This window comes from Candidatus Frankia nodulisporulans (genome assembly GCF_902806475.1).
Lineage (GTDB): Bacteria > Actinomycetota > Actinomycetes > Frankiales > Frankiaceae > Frankia > Frankia umida.
In genome coordinates this window covers 1-1,240 of the sequence record NZ_CADCWS010000488.1, presented here as the reverse complement: position 1 = coordinate 1,240, position 1,240 = coordinate 1, and the positions used below count along the sequence as shown (strand labels likewise).

The 1,240-nt window shown below is 67.1% G+C and carries 1 protein-coding gene; it reads left to right on the top strand.

Annotation, left to right across the window (positions count from 1 at the left end):
* Positions 1-968: 968 nt before the first annotated feature.
* A partial coding sequence (locus G6R24_RS21035) for a hypothetical protein (RefSeq protein ID WP_476727369.1) occupies positions 969-1,240 on the top strand: 272 nt, incomplete at its 3' end.

Below are 1,240 nucleotides of genomic sequence, written 5' to 3'. Positions count from 1 at the left end.
GATCGACACGGCGACGAACAGCAGGTCCTGGCTTGCGTGCTGGTGAACAGCAGCCGCAACGATCATTGACTCCCCCTTGGCGCGCAACCGAGCACCACATTTAGCACGCCTTGGGATTAAAAACCAAATGATAAGGCAAGGTGATATTCAAGACGCCGAAAAACCTCCATAGCGGCCATAAGGGACAAGCCGTACTCGCGATGTCGCGACTGCCGCACCTCTCGGTCGCGCACCGTCCACCAGAACCGGCCAGCACCGCCCGTCCAGTACCCGCGCGCCGCGCGCCAACCGTTTCGACACGGCCGCGAAGATCCGCCCGCGGAGGTTCGAGACGACGTTTTTTACCTGCATCGATCCCGGAGAGTAACCAACCGTGGCGATCGACATTGGCGACGATCAACGCCGCCTCCCGAACGATGCGGCGCCACCCGGGTGCCTCCGGACCCACACCGGTAGCGCGCGACCAGCGGTTCCACCAGCAGCCCGACCGACCCGGCATCCGAACTCGGCGCTCCGACCCTCGCACCAGTTCGACAGACCACCACCTTCAGGTGGCCACCAAGAAGAAACGACGCGCCCGCCTCACCCCGCACGGGAGCCCGTCGCCGACCATTAGGCCGAAACCAGGTGCGTGACCCTCACCCCGCCCGCCCAGCCCCTATCATCGGACCACTCGGAGGACACGGAGAATTCGTCGGCATACTTGACATCGGGCGATGTAGGCGATTTTCACGACCCAGCGCACTCCGTTACCCAAAAGACCACTTATTCTTTATCGAGCGGCCTATTTGAGCAATGCGACGCGGTATGGTTCGGCTGGTCGGTTTGCCTGCGCGGATGGCCCACCGCACCGGATGTGGAGATATGCACCCACCGGCGACGTCGACCTTCTTTGCGCGGATCAGATCCCACTGGACGCAGAACCGGATTCAGCCCGAGCCCGGATTCAGCCCGGAAAGGTGCAACCCATGAGCGCGTTCCCGCCCACCCGCACCCGCACCGCGAGAACCGTCACCCCCCGGCCCCCCGCGGCGCGCGTGGCCCACCCTGGCGGCGCCCGTTCGACCTCGCCGGCGGCAGCGCCCCCGGCGGCAGCGCCCCCGGCGGCAGCGACGGTGTCCGCGCCACCCGCACCGGCTACGGCTACGGCGCGCGGCCTGGCACCGGGTGTGCTGGCCGCGAGTCTGCGGGCCGCGGGGGTGCCCGCGCAGGCGACCGGATCGGCGAACCGGGTGGGTCG